Genomic DNA, 20,744 nt, shown 5'->3' on the forward strand with positions numbered 1-20,744 from the left:
GCCACCGCTAGCGTCGGCGGCAATGACCGTTTCCCGTCTCGCCCTCGCCGCCGCTCTCGCCATCGCCGCCACCATTCCCGCCCTCGCCGCCACGCCGGCGCGGCTGACGCTGGAACGGGTGTTCGCCAGCCCCGCGCTGACCGGCAAGGTACCGCGACTGCCCAAGCTGTCGCCCGACGGCCGGCTTGTCACCGTGCTGCGCAACCGGCCCGACGATCTCGAGCGCTACGATCTGTGGGCGATCGACCCGGCGACAGGGCAGGCGCGCATGCTGGTCGACAGCCAGAAGCTGGGCACCGGCGCCGCGCTGACCGAGGAGGAGCGGATGCAGCGCGAGCGGGCGCGCATCGGCAATCTGAAGGGCATCGTCGCCTACGACTGGGCGCCCGACGGGCAGCACCTGGTGGTGCCGCTCGACGGCGACATCTATCTTGCCGCGCTCGATGGGTCGGTGCGGCGGCTGACCAGCACTAAGGCGCCCGAACTCGACGCGACGGTCAGCGAGAGGGGACGCTACGTCAGTTTCGTCCGCGACCAGGCGCTGCATGTCCTCGACCTGTCCACCGGCCAGGAGAAGCAGGTCAGCCCGGACGGGTCGGACACGCTGAGCTGGGGCCTCGCCGAGTTCATCGCGCAGGAGGAGATGCAGCGCTTCCGCGGTCACTGGTGGGCGCCGGACGACCGCCGGATCGCCGTGGCGCGGGTCGACGAGAGCCCGGTCGAGCTCACCACCCGCACCGCGATCGGCGCCGACAAGACGACCACCGTCCAGCAGCGCTACCCGCGTGCCGGGACGGCCAACGCGATCGTCGACCTCTACCTGATGAACCCCGACGGGAGCGGGCGGGTGCAGGCCGATCTCGGGCCGAACAAGGACATCTATGTCGCCCGCGTAGACTGGCTACCCGATTCGAGCGCGCTCATCGTCCAGCGCGAGAGCCGCGACCAGAAGCGGCTGGACTATCTGCGGGTGGACGCGGCGACGGGCCGCTCGACCCTGTTGTTCAGCGACACGTCGGACACGTGGATCAACCTGTCGGACGACCTCAAGCCGCTCAAGGACGGCTCGCTGGTCTTCAGCTCGGAACGCTCCGGCTTCCGCCATCTCTACCGGTGGCAGAACGGACAGACTCAAGTGCTGACAAGCGGCGAGTGGGTGGTCGACAGCGTTGCCGCGATCGATGAGGCCGGGCACCGCCTCTACTTCACCGCCAACCGCGGGCGCAGCTACGAGAAGCAGCTGTTCGCGCTCGACTATCTGACACCCGGCGCTCAGCCGGTGCAGCTGACCCGGACCGGGACCAACAACGCGGTCAAGATGGACAAGACCGGGCGGCTGGCGCTGGTCACCAGCAGCGGACCCGGCCAGCCGCCGCAGGTGTGGCTCGCGGACGGTAGCGGCAAGCGGCTCGCCTGGGTTGAGGAGAACCGGGTTGCCGGGGACCACCCCTACGCGCCGTATCTCGCCGGCGATGCACGGCCGGAGTTCGGCCGGCTGCCCGCCGCCGACGGACGCACCATGCTCGACTACCGGATCATCCGCCCGAAGCTCGCGCGCGGACGCAAGGCCCCGGTCTTCTTCCGGGTCTATGGCGGCCCGCAGGCGCAGGACGTCCAGCAGGGGTTCGTCTCGCCGCTCGACCAGTACCTGGTGCGGCAGGGCTTCATCGTCTTCGCGGTCGGCAACCGGGGGCAGGAGGGACGCGGAACGGCGTTCCAGAAGCCGGCCTATCATGCGCTGGGCAGCGTCGAGGTCGCCGACCAGCTTGCCGGACTGGCTTGGCTCAAGCGGCAGCCGGGGGTCGATCCGAGCAAGGTCGTGGTGCACGGCTGGTCCTACGGTGGCTACATGACGCTCAAGCTGCTCGAGGCCGCGCCGCACGCCTTTGCGGCGGGGATCGCCGGAGCGCCGGTCACCCGCTGGGACCTCTACGACACGCATTACAGCGAACATTACATGGGCGACCCGCGCACCGGCCGGGTCGACTATGACAGGTCCGACGCGCTCCACGACGCGGCGAAGATCGCCGACCCGCTGCTGCTGGTGCACGGTCTCAGCGACGATAATGTCCTGTTCCAGAACTCGACCGAATTCATGGCGCGGATGCAGGAGAGCCGGACGCCGTTCGAGATGGCGGTCTACCCCGGCAAGACGCACAGCTTCGGCGGCCCGAACATCCAGGTCGACCTGTGGCAGCGCATGCTGCGCTTCCTCTCGCTGCACGGGGTCAAGCTCGTGCCTGGCCGCGGCTAGAGGCGGGTTCGGGCTAGCGTGAGCGTCTCGTCCGGGACATATTGGGGGCGGGCGACCGGCGGACGCGCCCGGAGCAGCGGCGCCGCGGCGGGCGGGAGCGCATAGCGGACGGCGGTAAGGTCCGCCGTGACGGGCCGGCTGTTCCGGAAGACGAGGTCCAGCACGGAACCGTCGCAGCTCCGGCCGACGCAGCGGATCATGTAGCCGTCGCGATCCGCGGCGATCAACCGTTGCGGGCTCGCCAGTCCGGCGGCAGTCAGCGCGGCGCCGGGGGGCAGGCGCAGCATGATGGCGTCCGCGCCCGGGGCGACGAGGCGCAGGCGGAGGCGGCGCCCACCGGGGCCGCTGCTCTCGCCTAGCCTGACCAGCGCCGGCCTGACCACGCCCGGCAGCGCCGGAGCCTGAAGCACCCAGCGCTTGCGCTTCGAATAGGGGAGTTCGGCGAAGGTCCAGCGGCCCATCGCGCGGATGGCGGGCGGCAGCGACGCGCGATCGTTGACGATCGCCCAGCGTGGCGGCTGCAGCGCATCGCCCGATGCATGTTCGATGCTGAACTGCTGCTGCCGGTCGGTCGAGTAGGCGGGGGCAAGCGCGGGCGGGAGCCAGGCCAGCACGGCAAGGCCGGCAGCCGCGGCGGCGAGCGGTCGGGCAGGAAGGCGGGCGATCCCGACCTTGGCCTCGATCAGCCAGGGGAGGACGAGCAGCGCGCCGAGCGGCGCGAAAATCCACAGGGGACCGCCGTTCAGCAGTTCCTCCAGCTGCGCCAGCATCGAGCCGAGGGTCACCGCCTGCAGCAGCGCGGCGGCGATCATGGCGGTGCGCTCCGCTCCGGCGGACCAGCGGCCGAGCAACAGCCCAAGGGCGGCGAGCAGCGGGGGCAGGAGGAAATAGACGATCCCGCCCGGGGCGATCAGCAGGAGCAGCGCGCCGAGCAGGAGCAAGAGCAGCCAGTATGCGACTCGAAGCGCGGTGATCGGCGTCTTGCGGGCGATGGTCGCGAGGGCCGGGACCGAGACGGCGATCGAACCGGCGTAGACCGCCGTCATCGTGAGGGCCGGGTAAGCGCGCCAGAACTGACCTTCGCGCAGCACGCCGAGCAGGGCTAGGCCGAGCCAGCCGAGGAGCAACCCGCCGGGCAGGGGCACCAGCACCGCGAGCAGCGCGCGCCCGAGCGCCCGCCGGCGGACGGCCGCGATCGCGAACAGCAGGACCAGCAGGCCGAGCAGCAGCTCGCCCTGCGAGAGATCGAGCGTGACGAGGCCGAGGCCGGGCAGGTCGGTGAAGATGCGGTTGCCGCCTGCCTGCGGAGCCGGGCCGGCGGCGAGCGCCCGAGCAAGCGCCAGCGTCTGGTCGCCCATGTGCTGGAGCGTGCGCGGGCTGAGCGCCGCGAGATCGTCGCCTGCGCTGTGATAGCGGGTCTCGTTCCAAGTCGGCGCCAAGTTGAGGGTCAGCCACTGCCGCGGCGCGAAGCTGGTGACGTCGGTCGAGTTGGGGATCTGGCGGTAGAGATCGGTCGACAGGCTGCCGGCGGACGGCCGGGCGACGGCGCGCCGGAGCAGGTCGATGGCGCGGCCGTTGGGCACGTCGGTCTCGAACATCTGCACCGGCCCGCGAACCCCGCGCGCCTCTAGGTTGACGAGGCTGTCGACCTGGCGGCTGAGCGGGTCCGCGAGGAAGGCCTTTGCGCCGAGCAGCCCGGCTTCCTCGCCTTCGTTGAAGAGCAGCAGCACGGGGCGCCGCAGCCGCTCGTTCCGAAGCTTCGCGGCCACCTCGAGCAGGGTCGCGACTCCGATCCCGTCGTCGCCGGCACCGGGCCCAACGGGCACGCTGTCGTAATGGGCGTTGAGCAGGATCGCCCTACCGCCGGCAGGGCCGAGCGGGACGATGACGTTGCGCACGCGCGCGCAGACCAGCCCCTTGCTCTTGGACAAATCGCCGCATGCCTGCTGGTCGCGGACGATCGCGGCCAGCCCGAGCGCATGAACCTCGTCCAATAGCCGGGTGCGCACCGCGTCATTGGCCGGCGTGTCCACCGGGTGCGGCCTTTGGTCGTCGAGAATGCGCGCCAGCCGGGCCTTGGCGGCGAGCGCATCGAACTGGCCCGGCGCGTTGTCGGCACGAAGCGCGGGCGGCTCGGCGAGCCACGACTTGCCGGCGAGTGCAAGCAGCAGCGCCGCCACCAGCAGGCCGAGCAAAGTCCAGTTTTTCACCCGCACGCTACCCCCGCGCCCTTGTTTCGAAGCGCATATGGTGCATATCGCCCCGGCGCCCCGGGCGGGATACAATCACGGCGCTCAATTGGAGACAAGGAATGGGTTACCGGGTCGCCGTCGTCGGTGCGACGGGCAATGTCGGACGCGAGGTGCTGAACATCCTCGCCGAGCGCCAGTTTCCGCTGGACGAGGTGGCCGCGGTCGCCAGCCCGCGCTCGACCGGCGACATCATCGACTTCGGGGACTCCGGGCAGGAGCTCAAGGTCAAGAACCTCGAGCATTTCGACTTCGAGGGCTGGGACATGGCGATCTTCGCCGCCGGCTCGGACGTGTCGAAGGTCCACGCCCCGCGCGCGGCAGCGGCGGGCTGCACGGTGATTGACAACAGCTCGCTGTACCGGATGGACCCCGACGTGCCGCTGGTCGTGCCCGAGGTGAACCCGGAGGCGATCGACGGGTATCGCGCCAGGAACATCATCGCCAACCCCAACTGCTCGACCGCGCAGATGGTGGTCGCGCTGAAGCCGCTGCACGACGCGGCGCGGATCAGGCGCGTGGTCGTCGCGACCTACCAGTCGGTCTCGGGCGCCGGGAAGGCGGGCATGGACGAACTGTTCGAGCAGAGCCGCAACATCTTCGTCGGAGACCCGTCGGAGCCCAAGAAATTTACCAAGCAGATCGCCTTCAACGTCATTCCCCACATTGACGTCTTCCTCGACGATGGGTCGACCAAGGAGGAATGGAAGATGGTGGTCGAGACCAAGAAGATCCTCGATCCCTCGATCAAGGTCAGCGCGACCTGCGTCCGGGTGCCGGTGTTCGTCGGCCATTCGGAAGCCATCAACATCGAGTTCGAGGAGGAGATATCGGCCGAACAGGCGCAGGAGATCCTGCGCGAGAGCCCCGGCGTGATGCTCGTCGACAAGCGCGAGAACGGGGGATACGTCACCCCGGTCGAGGCGGTCGGCGAATATGCGACCTTTGTCAGCCGCGTGCGCGAGGACCCGACGGTTGAGAACGGCCTGTCGCTGTGGTGCGTGTCCGACAATCTCCGTAAGGGCGCGGCGCTGAACGCGGTCCAGATCGCCGAGCTGCTTGGCCGGCGGCACCTGCAGAAGGCGGCCTGACGGATACGCTTGTTCTCCCATCCGTTCGGCCCGAGAAAGCTGGACCCCGCGCTCGCGGGGGTGACGGAGGGTAAGATGCGAACGATGATGATGGTCGCCGTCCTGGCGCTCGCCGCCTGTGCGAAAAGCGGGCAGACCGGGCAGGCGCCCGTCACCGAGGCGGAGGCGACCCGCATCGCGCAGGGCGCAGAAGCGAGCTTCTCGTCGGGCGACGCCAACCGGATCATGGCCAATTACGGCAGCAAGGCCGTGATGATCGATGCGTCCAACCCGACTCCGACCGACGACCGCTCGGCGCAGACCGGCTGGGCCAAGACCTTCACCAGCATGCGGCCGGCCGACTATGCGGTGACCGACCGCCACATCCAGCTGGTCGGCCCGGATGCCTTCGTCAGCTCGGGAGTCGAGAGCTTCACCGTGCAGGCGGGCGCCGCCCGGCCCAAGGTCAGCTCGCGCTTCACCGACGTCTACCAGCGGCAGGGCGACGGCCAGTGGAAGATCGTCCACGAGCATGTGTCGATGATGCCGACGCCGGCTGGCCAGCCGTGAGCGAGATCCCGGACAGCGTCGCGGCGGCGGCCTTCCGCCGTCTGGTGACGCACCTCCGCCAGCGCGACGACGCGCAGAACATCGACCTGATGGGGCTCGCCGGCTTCTGCCGCAACTGCCTCAGCGAATGGGTCGAGGAGGAGAGCGCAGCGCAGGGGCAGCCGATCGACCGGGCGCAAGCGCGAGCGGCGGTCTACGGAATGCCGTACGACGAGTGGAAGAAAGGCCAGCCGAAGGCCACGCCGGAGCAGCTGGCGCGGATGGAGGAGAGCCTCAGGAGGAACGAGGAGGTCCGCCGATGAGCCGGATGGAGGGGGGATGCGCCTGCGGCAAGGTCCGCTTCAGCGCCGAGGTTGCAAGCCCCGACGCTTATCTTTGCCATTGCCGCATGTGCCAGCGCTCGAGTGGGAACGTCAGCCTCGCCCTGCTCGGGATCGAACAGGCCAAGGTCGAATGGAAGCAGGCGCCGGACTGGTACGACAGCAGCCCGATCGCGCGACGGCCTTTCTGCAGCTCCTGCGGCACCTCGCTCGGGTTCCAGTTCCGCGAGGGCAGCGCGCACATGGACCTGACCGTCGCCGCGTTCGACGATGCGGACTATTTCAAGCCCACCCATCATTTCGGCGCGGAGAGCATGCACGAGGCCTGGCTCGACACCCGCGAACTGCCGCAAACCCGCAGCGAAGAATATCAGCCGCTGCAGGAACGCTGGACAAGGGCGGGGGCGCGACCGCCGGCATAGCCGAGCTGTTCGAGGCTTTGCCGCGCGCCGGCTTGTGGCGACGCTCCCGCGACCCCAAATGCCCGTTCGAAAAGGAGATCAGGCGATGGCTGAGCAGACGGCGGTATTCGCGGGCGGGTGTTTCTGGTGCACCGAGGCGGTGTTCCTCGACGTGGTCGGGGTGAACGGCGTGGAGAGCGGCTACACGGGCGGCCAGACGGTGAACCCGACCTACAAGCAGGTTTGCGGCGGCAACACCGGCCATGCCGAGGCGATCAAGATCCGGTTCGACCCCGAGGCGATCAGCTACGGCGAGCTGCTCGAAATCTTCTTCGCGACCCACGATCCGACCCAGCTCAACCGGCAGGGCAACGACATTGGGACGCAGTATCGCTCGGCGATCTTCCCCGAGAACGAGGAGCAGGAGCAGGAGGCCCGCGCCGCGATCGAGCGCGCCAACGCCGATCACAACGGCCGGATCGTGACCACGATCGAGCCCAAGGCCGACTGGTACCCGGCCGAGGACTATCACCAGGATTACTGGGCGAGCGAGGGCCAGCGGAACCCCTACTGCATGGCGGTGATCCCGCCCAAGCTGCAGAAGCTGCGCAAGAGCTTTCAGGCGCGGACCAAGAGCGCGGCGGCGACGGCCTGAGGGCCTAGCCGCCGAGCTTCGACAGCGCGAAGGCGACGAGGAAGCCCGAGACGGCGATGATCCCGGCATAGTCGTGGGTGCCCTCGAACGCTTCGGGCACCATCGTGTCGACGATCATCGCCAGGATTGCGCCGGCGGCGAGCGCCTGGACGAAGGCCGTGATCCCGGGGTCGACGCCGGCAAAGGCGACATAGCCGATGAAGCTGGCCAGGCCGGAGACCAGCGCGACTCCGGCCCATAGCGCGAAAGTATAGGCAAGCGTCTTGCCCTCCGCCTTGAGCCCGGCCGAACTCGAGAGGCCCTCGGGAATGTTGGAGAGGAAGATGGCGGCGACGGCGACCAGCCCGACAGCGCCGCCCTCGATCATGCTGACGCCAATGACGATCGATTCGGGGATGCCGTCGAGCAGAGCCCCGAGCGCGAGCGCCATGCCGTTCGCCGGATGCTTGTCCTGCTGCTTTTCCCGCACGTCCGGGGTCGAGCGCTTGCGGTGGCGCGCGCCGCGGTAGGCGAGGAGGAGGTTGAGCCCGGTGTAGATGCCGGCGCCGCCGAGGAACCCGCCGGCGACCGGTCCGAAGCCCCCACGCTTCCACGCCTCGTCCATCAGCTCGAACGAGAGGGCGGAGATGAGCACGCCGGCGCCGAACGCCATGATCGCGGCGATGACCCGGCGGGACAGCGGGACGAACCAGCCGACGGCGGCGCCGAGGAGGAGGGCCGAGCCGCTGAGCAGGCCCCACAGCCCGGCCTGGAGCGCCAGGGGAATGGTCACGCAGAGCGGCCGGGCGGCGGCGGGACAGGATGGTGCATGCTCCGCCAACGGCGGGTGAACCGCGGCGTTCCGGGGCTCAGCCGCGATCGGCGGCCGCCCTCCGCAGCCGGTCGTTGATCGCCGCGCCGAGACCGTCCGCAGGAACCGGTGCCACCGCGATGGCTTCGCATGGGCTCTCGTCCGCTTCGTGCAAGGCGCTGAACAGATTGGCGGCGGCCTCGACCAGGTCGCTGCCGGCGCTGAGGGTCGAGCGGCCGGGGACGGGACCGAAGCCGATCAGCCATTCGCCCGGTTGCGCCTGAGTGGCGTCGAGCCGGAGCGGCTTGATCGGGGCGTAGTGGCTGCTCATCATGCCCGGCGCCTCGATCTGCCCGCTGCCGGCGCGCTGCGCCTCGGGAACCTCGACCGGTCCGGGTCGCAGCAGGCGCAACGGGCCGCCGGTCGCGGCGATGATGGTCGATTCGATGCCCCGTTCGGTCGGGCCAGCGTCGAGCAGCAGCGGGATGCGGCCGTCTAGGCTGGCCAGCACATGCTCGGCGCGAGTCGGGCTGATCCGGCCGCTGGCGTTCGCGCTGGGGGCGGCGAGCGGACGGCCGCTGGCACGCAGCAGGGCCTGCATGACCGGGTGGGCGGGCACGCGGAGACCAATGCTGGGCAGGCCGGCGGTGACGATCGAGGCGATGCTCCCGCCGGGGCGGAGCGGCACCACCAGGGTGAGTGGGCCCGGCCAGTGCGTTTCGGCGAGCGCCAGCGTGGCCGGGTCGAACAGGCCGTAGCGTTCGGCGGTGGCAAGGTCGGGCACGTGCGTGATCAGGGGGTTGAAGCTGGGTCTTCCCTTGGCCTGATAGATGCGCGCGACCGCTTCGCCGTTCGTCGCGTCGGCGGCGAGGCCGTAGACCGTCTCGGTCGGAACGGCGACCGGCCGCCCGGCGAGGATGGCGCGGGCGGCCTCCTCGATCGCGCCGTCATCGGCGGGCAGGCGGACTGTTGGCGTGCTCATGGGCCTGACGCTATGGCTTGGCGGCAACCCTAATCCAAGAGCGCGCCCATGCCATTCCGCTGCCCCGTCGAAGACCAGCGCTTCATCCTCGACCATGTCGTCCGTATCGGCGAGCTCACCAACGACGGCGATCTGGTCGACGCGGTGCTGGAAGGGGCGGCGGCGTTCGCGGAGGGCGAATATGCGCCCCTCGCCAAGGTCGGCGACGCGGTCGGCGCGCGGTGGAGCGATGGCGCCGTGACCATGCCCGAAGGCTTCCGCGAGGCCTACCGCGCCTTCGTCGAAGGGGGATGGGGAACGATCGCCGCGCCCGAGGATGCGGGCGGACAGGGTCTCCCGACGGTGCTCGGCGCCGCGGTGATGGACGACCTGAACGCCGCCAACGTCGCCTTTGCGCTCTGCCCGATGCTCAGCATGGGGGCGATCGAGGCGCTCGAGGTCTATGGGACGGAGGAGCAGAAGCGCGATTATCTGCCGCGGATCGTGTCGGGCGAGTGGCCGGCGACGATGAACCTCACCGAGCCGCAGGCGGGGAGCGACGTCGGCGCGCTCAAGACCCGCGCCGAGCCGAATGGCGACGGCAGCTGGCGGATCCGCGGGACCAAGATCTTCATCACCTATGGCGAGCACGACCTTGCCGAGAACATCATCCATCTCGTCCTCGCCCGAACGCCGGACGCGCCGGCGGGAACGAAGGGGATCTCGCTGTTCCTGGTGCCCAAGATCCTGCCCGACGGCTCGCGCAACGACCTTCGCTGCGTGTCGATCGAGCACAAGCTGGGGATCCATGCCTCGCCGACCTGTGTGATGAGCTATGGCGACGAGGACGGTGCGACCGGCTGGCTGGTCGGGCCCGAGATGGGCGGCATGCGCGCCATGTTCACCATGATGAACAATGCGCGGCTGAACGTCGGGCTGCAGGGCGTCGGGATCGCCGAGGCCGCGACCCAGCACGCGGTGGGCTATGCGCTCGAGCGGCGGCAGGGCGCGCGCGCCGGGCAGGCGGCGGCGATCGCCGACCATGCCGACGTGCGCCGGATGCTGCTGCGGATGCGCGCGCTGACCACCGCGGCGCGTTCGCTCGCCTATTATGCCTTCGGGCAGGTCGACCGGGGACGGGCCGGGGACCGGGCGGCGGCGGCGCGGGCGGACGTGCTGACCCCGCTGGTCAAGGCCTGGTGCACCGACATCGGCTGCGAGGTCGCGAGCCTCGGAGTTCAGGTCCACGGCGGGATGGGCTATGTCGAGGAGACCGGCGCGGCCCGCCACCTGCGCGACGCCCGGATCGCACCGATCTACGAGGGGACGAACGGGATCCAGGCGGCGGACCTTGTCGGGCGCAAGCTCGGGCTCGACGGCGGACTGGCGTTCGACGGACTGGTCGCCGACCTGCGCGAGGAGATCTTGGCCAAGCCGCTGGTGGCGCTGGCCGACGCGGTCGAGGTCGCCGCCGCCTCGCTTCGGGCGGCAGAGGCGGACGAGCGGCAGGCGGGCAGCTATGCGTTCCTGACGATGTGCGCGGTGCTGGTCGGGGGCTGGCTGCTCGAGCGGCAGGCGCGCGTGGTCGGGGAGGGTGCATTCCTCGCCACGAAACGGGCGGCGTCGGCCTACTTCAATGCGGCGGTCGTGCCCGAGGCAATTGGGCTGGCAGGGGGCGCCGGACTGGCGGCAGACCTACTCTACTCGGTCGAGGCCGGGGCGCTGGCCTGAGCCGTAGGCGTCCTCGCGGCGGAGCAGTTCGGCGGGATCGATGCCCAAGCGGCGCATGCGGGTGCGAATGGCCGGCCATTCGCGCTCGATAAAGGCGGTCCGCTCGGCGCTCGACAGGCGGTCGCGGGCGCCGTCGGCAACGAACATGCCGATCCCGCGGCGAACGGTGATCAGCCCCTCGTCCTGGAAGCCCTGATAGGCCTTTGCGACGGTGAGCGGGTTGGCGCCCTGTTCTGATGCGAAGGCGCGGACGGACGGGAGCGGATCGCCGTCCTTGTAGCGGCCGGAGAGGATCGAGTCCGCGATGGTCTCGCGGAGGCGGACGTAGACGGGCTTGTCGGATCCGGCGGAACGGAGTGGCATGCTGTCCTAATACAGCATCGCGCAGCTCGGATCAATCCGCCGGAGCGTTCCAGCGGCTGACAATCTGGTCATGTTGCGGCCGGGGACGCTCCTCGAGCGGCCGACCGGGATGGCCGATGAAGATGAAGCCGGCGATCCGCTCCCCTTCGCCGCAGAAGGCGCGGCGAACCGTCTCGTCGAAGCTGTACCAGCCGGTCAGCCAACCGGGCACGAAGCCCATCGCGGTGGCCGCGAGCAGCAGGTTCATCGCGACCGCGCCGCACGAGAGTTCCTGCTCCCAGACCGGGATCTTGTGGTTGGGCACTGGCGCGGAGACCAGAACGACGAGCGCTCCGGCGAAATGGGCGAAGTCGTCCGCAGCCTGGTGGTGGGCGGGCGAGGCGCAGGGATCGCTGGCGGCGAGCGCCTTGCGGAACAGGATGCCGAGCGCGTCGCGCTGATCGGCGCCGACGGTGACGAGGCGCCACGGCGACAGCTTGCCATGGTCCGGCACGCGCGAGGCGAGGCGGAGCATCTCGCCGAGCTCGGCCTCGTTCGGGCCGGGGCCGACAAACTCGCGCGGCTTGCCCGAGCGCCGGGTCCGGAGCAGGTCGAGCGGGCTCGAGAGGTCGTTGAACATCGCCGCGCGCCTACCAGCGGGGGCGGAGGCCAACAATCGACTTCCCAACAAAATTTCACCCGCTACGGTGCGCGCCCGTCAGGGTGCCGACAGAGCGCCCGCCGCAGGGAGTCATGAATGGTCAACGTCGGTCCGGAAACCACCACGGCACCGGAAGATCCGGACGTCAGCCGAAGCGACCACGACAGCTGGTTCGGCCACCCGCGCCAGCTTGCCCGCCTGTTCACCACCGAGATGTGGGAGCGGTTCGGCTATTACGGCATGCGGGCGCTGCTGACGCTTTACCTGACCAAGCACTTCGTCCTCGGCGACCGCGCCTCGACCGGCCTCTATGGCGGCTACACCGCGCTGGTCTACTTGACCCCGCTGATCGGCGGCTTCCTCGCCGACCAGTATCTCGGCTCCAAGCGCTCGGTGAAGTTCGGCGCGATCATGATGGCGATCGGCTATCTGACGCTGGCGGTGGGCGGCGAGCCGTCGCGGCCGTTCGCCACCATCGACGGCCAGCGCTGGGAAGTGCAGGTCGACAATTTCCGTGACCGGCCGACCAGCGCCGCCAACGAGACCCGCTTCGTGGTCGATCCCGCGACCCACCAGCGGTTCCAGGTCAAGGGCAACGACGACGGCAGCGTCGCGCTGCTTGGGCCGAACAACGAGGTCGCGCGAACCATCCCCAAGGGCGGGCTGGTCGACGGCAGCGACAAGAACCCGCTGATGGTCGCGATCCTGCTGGTCGCCCTGTCGCTGATCAGCGTCGGCAACGGCTTCTTCAAGCCCAACATCTCGACCATCGTCGGCACGCTCTACGCGCAGGGCGACCGGCGCCGGGACAGCGGCTTCACCATCTTCTACATGGGCATCAATCTCGGCTCGATCGGTGGCCAGTTCTTCTGCCCGATCCTCGCCGACTGGCTCGGCTGGTGGGCGGGCTTCGGGCTCGCCGGGCTGGGCATGATCGTGTCGTTCTTGCTGATGCAGTTCGACGGCGGGCGACTGACCGGGTACGGCGATGCGCCGGAAGGCAAGGCCGACCGCTCGATCATCATCTATATCTGCGCCTTGCTCGCGGTGCCGGTGCTCTACCTGCTGTTCGTCAACCTGATGAACACGCCCGAGCCGACCCCGGGGAGCGGCTTCCTCGGCTATCTTGCGGGCCTGTCGCTGATGGGCAAGCTGCTGTTCGGCACCTTCCTCGTCAGCGTCCCCGGCATCCTCATCTGGTCCTATGCCAAGGGCAGCCGGCAGGAAGGCCAGATGATGACCGCGGCGATGATCCTGATCGTCTTCAACGTCTTCTTCTGGACGCTGTTCGAACAGGCTGGTTCGTCGCTGACCCTGTTCGCCGACCGCAACACCGACCGCAGCGTGTTCGGGCTGTTTGAACTCTCGGCTCCGCAGACGCAGAACTTCAATCCGCTCTCGATCGTCATCTTCGCGCCGATCATGAGCGCGCTGTGGACCTTCCTCGCCAAGCGCAACCTTGAGCCATCGATCCCGGTGAAATTCGCTATCGCGCTGGTCGGGGTCGGCGCGGGCTTCCTGTTCCTAGTGTTCGGGTCGCAGTTCGTCGGACCCGACTTCAAGGTCGGGCTGTGGTGGCTCGCCGGTCTTTACCTGCTCCACTCGCTGGCCGAGCTGTGCATCTCGCCGGTGGGACTCTCGATGATCACCAAACTGTCGATCGCCCGGATCGTCGGGCTGATGATGGGCGTGTGGTTCCTGTCGATCTCGGTCGCGCAATATGTCGCGGGCGTGGTTGCCCAGTTCGCCAGCGTCGAGACGGTGGGCGGCCAGGTGACCAACCTCAAGGTCAGCCTCGACACCTATACCGCGACCTTCACGACGATCGCCTGGATCGCGATCGGCGCCGGCGTGCTGCTGTTCCTCCTGTCCTGGCCGCTCAAGAAGTGGATGCATGGTGTTCAATAAGGGCCTGTTCGCGGCGGTCATCGCTGCTGCCTGCGTACTGACCGGCTGCGCGGAGAATCCGCCGCCGAAGAAGAATACCCCGGCGATCAGGATCAACGAGGATCCTTATCCGTCGACCTACCGGCCCTACCCGGGCGTCCCGACCGTGATCCGCGGCGCGACGCTGTTCGACGGCGAAGGCGGGCAGGTGCAGGACGCCACGCTGATCATCGCCGACGGCAAGGTGCAGGCGGTCGGCGGGCCCGAGCTCGCCAGCCCCGCCGGCGCGCGGACGATCGATGCGCGCGGCAAGTGGGTGACGCCGGGCGTGATCGACGTCCACAGCCATCTCGGCGACTATCCCTCGCCGGGCGTGGAATCGCTGTCGGACGGGAACGAGGCGACCGGCCCTAACCGGGCCGAGGTTTGGGCCGAGCACAGCGTCTGGCCGCAGGATCCGGGCTTCAGCCGGGCGCTTGCCAATGGCGGCGTTACCACGCTGCAGATCCTGCCCGGCTCCGCCAACCTTTTCGGCGGCCGCTCGGTGGTGCTGAAGAATGTGCCGGCGCGGACGGTGCAGGGGATGAAGTTCCCGGGCGCGCCCTATGGGCTGAAGATGGCGTGCGGCGAGAACCCCAAGCGGGTCTACGGCAGCAAGGGCGTCATGCCGCAGACGCGGATGGGCAATATTGCGGTCGACCGCGCCGCCTGGATCCGCGCGCAGGCCTACAAGCGCAAGTGGGACCGCTACTACAAGAATGGCGGCGACATGCCGGAACGGGACCTGCAGCTCGACACGCTGAAGGGCGTGCTCGACGGCAAGATCCTGATCCACAATCACTGCTACCGCGCCGACGAGATGGCGATCATGATCGATATGTCGAAGGAGTTCGGCTATCATATCGCGGCGTTCCACCACGCGGTGGAGGCCTACAAGGTCGCCGACCTCCTTCGCCAGAACGGCATATGCGCCGCGATGTGGGCCGACTGGTACGGCTTCAAGATGGAAGCCTATGACGCGGTGAAGGAGAACATCCCGATGGTCGCTCACGCGGGCGCCTGCGCCATCGTCCACTCCGACGACCCGAACGGCATCCAGCGGCTGTACCAGGAAGCCGCCAAGGCGCTCGCCGACGGACGGCGCGCGGGGCTGAACTTCACCGAGGCGCAGGCCTGGCAGTGGTTGAGCTACAACCCGGCCAAGGCACTCGGCATCGCCGACCGGACGGGCAGCCTCAAGCCCGGAAAGATGGCCGACGTGGTGCTGTGGAACGGCAACCCGTTCAGCAACTACACGCGGCCCGAGCGGGTCTGGATCGACGGCGCCGAGATGTACGACTCGAACGATCCGAAGCGGCGTCCGGTCAGCGACTTCGAGCTGGGCCAGCCCGGCGAGGGAGACGTGAAGTGAAGCGGCTGCTGCTCGCCGCCGCCGCGCTGCTGGCCGTCGAGCCAGCGGGCGCGCAGACGATCGCGGTGACCAACGGCACGGTCGCGCTCGGCGACGGTTCGGCGCCGATCCCCGGCGGAACGGTGGTGATCCGCAATGGCCGGGTGGTCGCGGCGGGCGCCTCCGTCCGGGTGCCGGCGGGCGCGCAGGTGATCGACGCCACCGGCAAGTGGGTGACCCCGGGAATCGTGGCGGGTTTCTCCCGGCTCGGGCTCAACGAGGTCGACCTGTCGGGCGGGATTGCCGACACGAGTGCGAACAATGGCCCGTTCAGCGCGGCGATCGACGTCGCGCCCGGGATCAACCCGCGCTCGACCCCGGTCGCGGTGAACCGCGCCGACGGGGTGACCCGCGCCATCGTCGCGCCGGAGACGGCCCGCTCGATCTTTGCGGGCCAGGGGGCGGTGATCGACCTCGGGGCCGACGACCAGCCGATCACGGCGGCGCGGCGCTTCCAGTTCGTCGAGCTGGGCGAAACCGGTGCGCAGAAGGCGGGCGGTTCGCGGCCGAGCGCGCATCTCCTGTTCCGCAACGCGCTGCGCGAGGCGCGCGAGCTCGGGCGGCGCTTGCCGACCGTCGCCTCGACCCGGAGCGCGGGAACCCTGCCGACCGACCAGCCGGAGGTACGCGATCCCAACGAGTCGCGGCTCTACGATGCGCAGCGGAGCCAGGACGTCCTGCTGACCCGGTTCGATGCCGCGGCGCTCGTCCCGGTGCTGCAGGGGCGGCAGTATCTCCTCGTCCATGCCGAGCGGGCCAGCGACATCCTGCAGGTGCTGGGGCTGCGGCGCGAGTTCCCGGCCTTGAAGCTGGTGCTGGTCGGCGCCAGCGAGGGGTGGACGGTCGCCGACAAGATCGCCGCGGCGGGCGTGCCGGTCATCGCCTCGGCGGTAAACGACCTGCCGGCGAGCTTCGAACAGCTGGCCGCGACCCAGTCGAACATCGGCCGGATGCGGTCCGCCGGCGTCAACGTCTCGGTCGGGATGATCGACGACAACGACACCCGGTACCTGTTCGACGAGCGGCAATATGCCGGCAACCTCGTCGCGCTCGCCAAGGTGCCGGGTGCGTCGGGGCTGAGCTGGGGCGAGGCGCTGCGGCTGATCACTTCCGCCCCGGCCGAGGCGATCGGGATGGGCCGGGACTTCGGCAGCCTCGCACCGGGGCGACGCGGCGACCTCGTGATCTGGTCGGGCGACCCGCTCGAGACGACCAGCCGGGCCGAGCAGGTCTATATCGACGGGGTGCAGCAACCGCTGGTGACCCGCCAGGACAAGCTGCGCGACCGCTACATCGATCTCAGCCGGCGCGAGCTGCCCGAGGCGTACCGCCGGTGAGCACGCATGGCCTCCTCGTCGGGGCCGCCGCGCTGTTCCTTGGCACGCACTTCCTCCTCTCGCATCCCTGGCGCGAGCCGCTGGTGCGGCGCATGGGCGAGGGGCCGTTCCGCGGCCTCTACTCGCTTGTCGCCCTGCTGACCTTCGGAGCCCTACTGTGGATCTACCGCGGGATCGGGCGGGAGACGCCGCTGTGGGGTGCCGGGGACGGGCTCTGGGCAGCCGCGACGCTGGTGATGTGGGCGGCCTCCATCCTGTTCGTCGGCAGCTTTCGCGGCAATCCGGCGCTTGCGGGGGCCCCGTCGGCGAAGGGCCGGCCGGCAGGGGTGCTCGCGATCACCCGCCACCCGATGATGTGGAGCTTCGCGCTGTGGGCGTTCGTCCATTCGGCGCTGATCGCCACACCCAAGGCCTTCGTCCTCGACGCCACCATCCTCATCCTCGCGCTGGGCGGCGCGGCGGGGCAGGACGCCAAGAAGGAGCGGCTGTCCGGCGAGCGGTGGCGATCGTGGGAGGCGCAGACGAGCTTCCTTCCGTTCGGCCGCGGCCTCGCCTTCCCGGGCTGGTTCGCGCTGGTCGGTGGAACGTTGCTGCTGCTCGTCGCGACATGGGCGCATCCGGTGCCGGCGGGGCTGTGGCGCTGGTTCGGCTGAGCCGCTAAGGCCCGCTCATGACGCGTAAATTCTTCGGCACCGACGGCATCCGCGGCCTCACCAACAGCGCTCCGATGACGGCGGAGACCGCGCTCAAGGTCGGACAGGCAGCGGGCGCCCACTTCCTCCGCGGCGACCATCGTCACCGCGTGGTGATCGGCAAGGACACCCGCCTGTCCGGCTACATGATGGAGTCGGCGATGGTCGCCGGCTTCACCTCGGTGGGCATGGACGTGGTGCTGCTGGGGCCGATGCCGACGCCGGCGGTCGCCATGCTGACCCGCTCGATGCGCGCCGACCTGGGCGTGATGATCTCGGCCAGCCACAATCCCTTCGCCGACAACGGGATCAAGCTGTTCGGCCCCGACGGCTACAAGCTCAGCGACGAGGACGAGCTTGCGATCGAGGCGCGGCTCGAGCAGGAGCCCGAGCTCGCCCGCCCCGAGCTGATCGGTCGTGCCAAGCGGATCGACGACGCGCGCGGCCGCTACATCCATTTCGCCAAGGCGACCTTCCCCGAGCAGCTCCGCCTCGATGGGCTGAAGGTAGTCGTCGACTGCGCCAACGGCGCCGCCTACCACGTCGCCCCCGAGGCGCTGTGGGAGCTGGGCGCGGAGGTGATCCCGCTCGGCGTCAAGCCGAACGGTACCAACATCAACGACAAGGTCGGCTCGACCTACCCGCAGGTGATGCAGGAGACGGTGGTCGGCAGCGGGGCGCACATCGGGCTGGCGCTCGACGGCGACGCCGACCGGCTGATCGTCGTCGACGAGACCGGCACGACGATCGACGGCGACCAGCTGATGGCGCTGATCGCGCTCGACCAGAAGCGCCGCGGTACGCTGCGCGGCGGCGGGCTGGTGGCGACCGTCATGTCCAATCTCGGGCTGGAGCGAAAGCTCGCGGCGGAGGGCCTCGAGCTCCACCGCACCACCGTCGGCGACCGCTACGTGCTGGAAGGCATGCGCGAGAAGGGGTGTAATGTCGGCGGCGAGCAGAGCGGCCACATCATCCTCGCCGACCATGCGACGACCGGCGACGGGCTCGTGGCTGGACTGCAGGTGCTTGCCGCGCTGGTCGAGGCCGGCAAGCCCGCGAGCGAGCTGCTGCGGCAGTTCGAGCCGGTCCCGCAGCTGCTCCGGAACGTCCGCTTCAAGGGTGGAGCGCCGCTCGAGACGGACAGAGTGAAGCAGGTCATCGCCGAGGCCGAGCGCGACCTGGACGGCAATGGGCGGCTGGTCATCCGCAAGAGTGGGACCGAACCGCTGATCCGGGTCATGGCTGAGAGCGACGATGCGGCGCAGGTCGAGGCGGTGGTCGCCCGCATCTGCGACGCGGTGGCTTCTGTTTAGACTTTCGCGCTAGGTCGCGGAGAGAATGCCGACGACCGTCCCTCGCATCCTCATCATCGCCGGCTCCGACAGCGGGGGCGGGGCGGGTATCCAGGCGGACATTAAGACCGTCACCATGCTGGGGGGGCATGCGATGACCGCCATCACGGCGATTACGGCGCAGAACACGCTCGGTGTCAGCGCCGTCCATCCGGTCCCGGCGGAAACGGTGCTGGCGCAGATCGACGCGGTGGTGGGCGACATCGGTGTCGATGCGGTGAAGATCGGGATGATCGGAAGCGCCTTCACCGCGCGGCTGGTCGCCGAGCGGCTGCGCGCGCTGGAGCAGCCGGTGCCGGTCGTCTTCGATCCCGTCATGGTGGCGACCAGCGGTGCGCCGCTCGCCGACGAGGCGACCGTCGCCGCGTTCGGCGAACTGATGGAACTGGCGACCATCGCGACGCCGAACCTGCCGGAGCTGCAGCGGCTGGCCGGGGCCGAGGACGATCCCGTCAGCGCGGCGCTGGCGCTCGTCTCGCGCCATGGCTGCGCGGTGCTGGTCAAGGGCGGCCACGACGAAGGCGAGGCGATCGCCGACGCGCTGATCGAGGAAGACAATATCACCAGCTGGCAGGGCAGCCGGATCGAGACGGAGCACAATCATGGCACCGGCTGCACGCTGGCGAGCGCGATCGCGACGAACCTCGCGGCCGGCATGAGCCTGCCCAAGGCGGTTGGCCGCGCGCGCGAATTCGTCCGCGTCGCTTTGCGCGAAGCTCCGGGACTGGGGCAGGGGCACGGGCCGATGGGGCAGGGCCGGGTCCGCCTCGATGCCGGGCCGATCGGCGGCCCGCGGCTCAACCAGGTGACGGTAACGGTCAGGGACTATGACCGCTCGGTTGGTTTCTACCGCCGGCTCGGCCTTCGCCAGATCGTCGACAGCAAGGACAATTATGCCCGCTTCGAGACAGCCGGCGGCGGGACCTTCTCGCTCCAGGTCGACCCCGAGGAGGAGGTCCGCGCCACCACTGCCGTCTATTTCGAGTGCGATGACCTCGACGAGCGGGTGGAGGCACTGGCCCGGGCTGGCGTGGCCTTCGAGCATGGCCCGCGCGGCCAGCCATGGATGTGGCGGGAGGCGCGGCTGCGCGACCCCGACGGCAACATCATCTTTCTCTATCATGCGGGCGAGAACCGGCGCTTTCCGCCCTGGCGGGTGGATGACGAGGCTGCCGCGAGCCGGTAAACGAGGGGCATGCCTCGCCCCTGCTTCAAGCTCGAACGCGACCATCCGATGCCGCTCGCCGGGGTCGACGAAGCCGGCTGCGCGCCGCTTGCCGGGCCGGTCGTTGCGGCGGCGGTGATCCTCGACCGCGACCGGTTCCCGCGCGGGATCGACGATTCGAAGAAGCTCGACCTCGAGACTCGCGAGGCGATCTACGCCAAGCTGCAGAAGGTCGCGGTGTTCGCCGTCGGGGTCTGCAGCGTCGAGGAGATCGACCGGATCAACATCTACTGGGCGAGGATGCTGGCGATGACCCGCGCCGTTGCGGCGCTTGGGGTCGAGCCCGCGTTCGTCATGGTCGACGGCAACCGCTGTCCGAAATGGGAGCGGCCAAGCCGGGCGGTCGTTGCCGGCGACGCCAAGTGCCGCTCGATCGCCGCGGCCTCGATCGTCGCCAAGGTCACCCGCGACCGGCTGATGGCCGAATATGCCCTCGATCATCCGGGCTACGGGTGGGAGAGCAACCGCGGCTATCCGACTCCCGACCACCGCCGCGCGCTTCGGGAGCTCGGACCGACACCGCTCCATCGGCGCAGCTTCGGGCTGGTCCGCGAAATGGTCGAGAGCTGGTCCCAGCCGATGCTGTTCGCCGCGGAATGAGAATGCGCCCGTAACGAGTCAATTGCGCCACACCACTACCGATTGAGTCCGGAAGACTCGCGATGACTCAACATCTTGTGCCCGGCTCGGAATGGACTCCTTCCGTTCCGCCGCTCGCCCGGGTCGCGTTAACCCTTCTTCTGTTGACGCGGAGTCCGCGCGGACTCACCCTGCCATGCAATCTCTTGGGGGCACGT

General features: G+C 69.4%; 19 protein-coding genes. 14 read left to right on the forward strand and 5 right to left on the reverse strand.

Features of this window, described 5'->3' with window-relative positions; genetic code table 11:
* Window positions 1-22: 22 nt before the first annotated feature.
* Window positions 23-2,254 carry a S9 family peptidase gene (locus HMF7854_RS07855; protein ID WP_126718592.1) on the forward strand — a complete coding sequence of 744 codons (2,232 nt, stop codon included), beginning with the start codon at window positions 23-25 and terminating at the stop codon, window positions 2,252-2,254.
* Here the strand turns inward: HMF7854_RS07855 and HMF7854_RS07860 are convergent.
* Window positions 2,251-4,464, reverse strand: coding sequence for a M20/M25/M40 family metallo-hydrolase (locus HMF7854_RS07860; RefSeq protein ID WP_185829204.1), 2,214 nt, complete (start codon window positions 4,462-4,464; stop codon window positions 2,251-2,253). The two genes, HMF7854_RS07855 and HMF7854_RS07860, sit on opposite strands and share 4 nt — an antisense overlap.
* 101 nt (window positions 4,465-4,565) lie before the next feature.
* Between HMF7854_RS07860 and HMF7854_RS07865 the strand changes: the two genes are divergently transcribed.
* The 5 genes from HMF7854_RS07865 to msrA all read left to right on the forward strand — a co-directional run bounded on the left by HMF7854_RS07865 (window position 4,566) and on the right by msrA (window position 7,519).
* Complete coding sequence (locus HMF7854_RS07865; protein ID WP_126718594.1) at window positions 4,566-5,594, forward strand: aspartate-semialdehyde dehydrogenase; 1,029 nt, start codon at window positions 4,566-4,568, stop codon at window positions 5,592-5,594.
* Between the two features lie 87 nt (window positions 5,595-5,681).
* Window positions 5,682-6,143, forward strand: a complete 462-nt coding sequence (locus tag HMF7854_RS07870; RefSeq protein ID WP_221766421.1) for a nuclear transport factor 2 family protein — start codon at window positions 5,682-5,684, stop codon at window positions 6,141-6,143.
* Window positions 6,140-6,445: a DUF1244 domain-containing protein gene (locus tag HMF7854_RS07875; RefSeq protein WP_126718596.1), complete on the forward strand. Its 306-nt coding sequence runs from the start codon at window positions 6,140-6,142 to the stop codon at window positions 6,443-6,445. Before HMF7854_RS07870 ends, HMF7854_RS07875 begins: the two co-directional genes overlap by 4 nt.
* Window positions 6,442-6,885: a GFA family protein gene (locus HMF7854_RS07880; protein ID WP_126718597.1), complete on the forward strand. Its 444-nt coding sequence runs from the start codon at window positions 6,442-6,444 to the stop codon at window positions 6,883-6,885. The genes HMF7854_RS07875 and HMF7854_RS07880 overlap by 4 nt, the downstream gene beginning before the upstream one ends.
* A gap of 85 nt (window positions 6,886-6,970) precedes the next feature.
* The gene (gene msrA / locus HMF7854_RS07885) at window positions 6,971-7,519 is read left to right on the forward strand and encodes a peptide-methionine (S)-S-oxide reductase MsrA (RefSeq protein ID WP_126718598.1); all 549 of its coding nucleotides are present in this window, start codon (window positions 6,971-6,973) and stop codon (window positions 7,517-7,519) included.
* A 4-nt stretch (window positions 7,520-7,523) separates the two neighbouring features.
* On the opposite strand, the gene HMF7854_RS07890 is transcribed toward msrA, so the two are convergent.
* Together HMF7854_RS07890 and HMF7854_RS07895 are read right to left on the reverse strand one after the other, a co-directional pair.
* The gene (locus tag HMF7854_RS07890) at window positions 7,524-8,291 is read right to left on the reverse strand and encodes a ZIP family metal transporter (protein ID WP_239016891.1); all 768 of its coding nucleotides are present in this window, start codon (window positions 8,289-8,291) and stop codon (window positions 7,524-7,526) included.
* A gap of 76 nt (window positions 8,292-8,367) precedes the next feature.
* Window positions 8,368-9,291 carry an L-threonylcarbamoyladenylate synthase gene (locus HMF7854_RS07895; protein WP_126718599.1) on the reverse strand — a complete coding sequence of 308 codons (924 nt, stop codon included), beginning with the start codon at window positions 9,289-9,291 and terminating at the stop codon, window positions 8,368-8,370.
* 48 nt (window positions 9,292-9,339) lie between these two features.
* Here HMF7854_RS07895 and HMF7854_RS07900 point away from each other — a divergent pair, with 48 nt between their 5' ends.
* Window positions 9,340-11,001 (forward strand): acyl-CoA dehydrogenase family protein, encoded by a 1,662-nt coding sequence (locus HMF7854_RS07900; protein ID WP_126718600.1) that lies wholly within the window; start codon window positions 9,340-9,342, stop codon window positions 10,999-11,001.
* Here HMF7854_RS07900 and HMF7854_RS07905 read toward each other — a convergent pair.
* Together HMF7854_RS07905 and HMF7854_RS07910 are read right to left on the reverse strand one after the other, a co-directional pair.
* Window positions 10,966-11,364 (reverse strand): GntR family transcriptional regulator, encoded by a 399-nt coding sequence (locus HMF7854_RS07905; RefSeq protein ID WP_126718601.1) that lies wholly within the window; start codon window positions 11,362-11,364, stop codon window positions 10,966-10,968. The genes HMF7854_RS07900 and HMF7854_RS07905 overlap by 36 nt on opposite strands.
* A gap of 31 nt (window positions 11,365-11,395) precedes the next feature.
* Window positions 11,396-11,983: a nitroreductase family protein gene (locus HMF7854_RS07910; RefSeq protein ID WP_126718602.1), complete on the reverse strand. Its 588-nt coding sequence runs from the start codon at window positions 11,981-11,983 to the stop codon at window positions 11,396-11,398.
* A gap of 117 nt (window positions 11,984-12,100) precedes the next feature.
* Here HMF7854_RS07910 and HMF7854_RS07915 point away from each other — a divergent pair, with 117 nt between their 5' ends.
* Genes HMF7854_RS07915 through HMF7854_RS07945 form a run of 7 tightly spaced genes read left to right on the forward strand, consistent with a single transcriptional unit; the run spans window position 12,101 to window position 20,547 of the window.
* A complete protein-coding gene (locus tag HMF7854_RS07915) occupies window positions 12,101-13,912 on the forward strand; it encodes a peptide MFS transporter (protein ID WP_126718603.1) in 1,812 nt (603 codons plus the stop codon).
* Window positions 13,899-15,302: an amidohydrolase gene (locus HMF7854_RS07920; RefSeq protein WP_126718604.1), complete on the forward strand. Its 1,404-nt coding sequence runs from the start codon at window positions 13,899-13,901 to the stop codon at window positions 15,300-15,302. Before HMF7854_RS07915 ends, HMF7854_RS07920 begins: the two co-directional genes overlap by 14 nt.
* Window positions 15,299-16,678, forward strand: a complete 1,380-nt coding sequence (locus HMF7854_RS07925; RefSeq protein WP_126718605.1) for an amidohydrolase family protein — start codon at window positions 15,299-15,301, stop codon at window positions 16,676-16,678. The genes HMF7854_RS07920 and HMF7854_RS07925 overlap by 4 nt, the downstream gene beginning before the upstream one ends.
* Window positions 16,675-17,331, forward strand: a complete 657-nt coding sequence (locus HMF7854_RS07930) for an NnrU family protein (RefSeq protein WP_126718606.1) — start codon at window positions 16,675-16,677, stop codon at window positions 17,329-17,331. Before HMF7854_RS07925 ends, HMF7854_RS07930 begins: the two co-directional genes overlap by 4 nt.
* Window positions 17,332-17,348: 17 nt before the next feature.
* Entirely contained in the window at window positions 17,349-18,683 is a 1,335-nt protein-coding gene (gene glmM / locus HMF7854_RS07935) for a phosphoglucosamine mutase (protein WP_126718607.1), read from the forward strand.
* A gap of 25 nt (window positions 18,684-18,708) precedes the next feature.
* On the forward strand, window positions 18,709-19,908 hold the full coding sequence (thiD, locus tag HMF7854_RS07940) for a bifunctional hydroxymethylpyrimidine kinase/phosphomethylpyrimidine kinase (RefSeq protein ID WP_126718608.1): 1,200 nt from the start codon (window positions 18,709-18,711) through the stop codon (window positions 19,906-19,908).
* Between the two features lie 9 nt (window positions 19,909-19,917).
* On the forward strand, window positions 19,918-20,547 hold the full coding sequence (locus tag HMF7854_RS07945; RefSeq protein WP_126718609.1) for a ribonuclease HII: 630 nt from the start codon (window positions 19,918-19,920) through the stop codon (window positions 20,545-20,547).
* The last annotated feature ends 197 nt before the right edge of the window (window positions 20,548-20,744 follow it).

This window comes from Sphingomonas ginkgonis, from assembly GCF_003970925.1.
Taxonomy (GTDB): domain Bacteria; phylum Pseudomonadota; class Alphaproteobacteria; order Sphingomonadales; family Sphingomonadaceae; genus Sphingomicrobium; species Sphingomicrobium ginkgonis.

Bases quoted from the DNA above. Each gene is read 5' to 3' on its own strand.
- msrA (WP_126718598.1), top strand. From the start codon at position 6,971: ATGGCTGAGCAGACGGCGGTATTCGCGGGCGGGTGTTTCTGGTGCACC.
- HMF7854_RS07870 (WP_221766421.1), top strand. From the start codon at position 5,682: ATGATGGTCGCCGTCCTGGCGCTCGCCGCCTGTGCGAAAAGCGGGCAG.
- HMF7854_RS07900 (WP_126718600.1), top strand. From the start codon at position 9,340: ATGCCATTCCGCTGCCCCGTCGAAGACCAGCGCTTCATCCTCGACCAT.
- glmM (WP_126718607.1), top strand. From the start codon at position 17,349: ATGACGCGTAAATTCTTCGGCACCGACGGCATCCGCGGCCTCACCAAC.
- HMF7854_RS07855 (WP_126718592.1), top strand. From the start codon at position 23: ATGACCGTTTCCCGTCTCGCCCTCGCCGCCGCTCTCGCCATCGCCGCC.
- HMF7854_RS07895 (WP_126718599.1), bottom strand. From the start codon at position 9,291: ATGAGCACGCCAACAGTCCGCCTGCCCGCCGATGACGGCGCGATCGAG.
- HMF7854_RS07880 (WP_126718597.1), top strand. From the start codon at position 6,442: ATGAGCCGGATGGAGGGGGGATGCGCCTGCGGCAAGGTCCGCTTCAGC.
- HMF7854_RS07920 (WP_126718604.1), top strand. From the start codon at position 13,899: ATGGTGTTCAATAAGGGCCTGTTCGCGGCGGTCATCGCTGCTGCCTGC.
- HMF7854_RS07865 (WP_126718594.1), top strand. From the start codon at position 4,566: ATGGGTTACCGGGTCGCCGTCGTCGGTGCGACGGGCAATGTCGGACGC.
- thiD (WP_126718608.1), top strand. From the start codon at position 18,709: ATGCCGACGACCGTCCCTCGCATCCTCATCATCGCCGGCTCCGACAGC.
- HMF7854_RS07945 (WP_126718609.1), top strand. From the start codon at position 19,918: ATGCCTCGCCCCTGCTTCAAGCTCGAACGCGACCATCCGATGCCGCTC.
- HMF7854_RS07905 (WP_126718601.1), bottom strand. From the start codon at position 11,364: ATGCCACTCCGTTCCGCCGGATCCGACAAGCCCGTCTACGTCCGCCTC.
- HMF7854_RS07910 (WP_126718602.1), bottom strand. From the start codon at position 11,983: ATGTTCAACGACCTCTCGAGCCCGCTCGACCTGCTCCGGACCCGGCGC.
- HMF7854_RS07915 (WP_126718603.1), top strand. From the start codon at position 12,101: ATGGTCAACGTCGGTCCGGAAACCACCACGGCACCGGAAGATCCGGAC.